Origin of the sequence: Bartonella massiliensis, assembly GCF_902150025.1 — a bacterium.
Lineage (GTDB): Bacteria > Pseudomonadota > Alphaproteobacteria > Rhizobiales > Rhizobiaceae > Bartonella > Bartonella massiliensis.
The window spans coordinates 1-639 of the sequence record NZ_CABFVS010000082.1 but is presented as its reverse complement, the minus strand read 5'-3'; the positions used below and the strand labels follow the sequence as shown (position 1 = coordinate 639).

Sequence of the window (639 nt, the reverse complement as noted above, 5' to 3'; positions counted from 1 at the left end):
CATATGGAAAACAGTCGTATAGATTGGCAAATATTTGCAACAAAACAAGAAGTTGTTCTGAAATCAACGAAAGAACCTCGTCCCCATCAGAAAGAAGCCATCAAGAAAGTCTGTGAAGGTTTAAAAGAAGCAGACCGTGGCAAGCTTATTATGGCATGTGGAACAGGCAAAACGTTCACAAGCCTAAAAATAGCAGAAACCATAGCGGGAAAAGGCAAGCGTGTGTTGTTTTTAGTGCCTTCTCTTGCTTTAGTCTCACAAACAATCCGTGAATGGACACTGGACACACAAATCCCCTTGCGTTCTTTTGCGGTGTGTTCGGATACAAAAGTAGGAAAGCGTCGTAAAAACCAAGATGATATTGTTGGCATGGAAACATCAGATCTTGTGCTGCCTGCGACAACAGATGCAAAAGCCCTTGCCAAAGAAGCTTGTGAAAGCTTCTCAGAGGCAATGACCGTCATCTTTTCAACCTATCATTCCATTCAAGTGATTTCCGATGCACAAAAGGATCATGGATTACCCGAGTTTGATCTGATTATTTGTGATGAAGCACACCGTACAACTGGCGCTTCATTGGGAACTGACGACAATGAATCTGAGTTTGTCAAAGTTCATGATAACAGCATCATTCAGGGT

The 639-nt window shown here is 42.3% G+C and carries 1 protein-coding gene; it reads left to right on the top strand.

Features of this window, described 5'->3' with window-relative positions; genetic code table 11:
- Positions 1 to 639: DEAD/DEAH box helicase family protein (locus tag FNZ60_RS09510; protein WP_142417300.1), on the top strand; the 639-nt coding region annotated here is incomplete at both ends.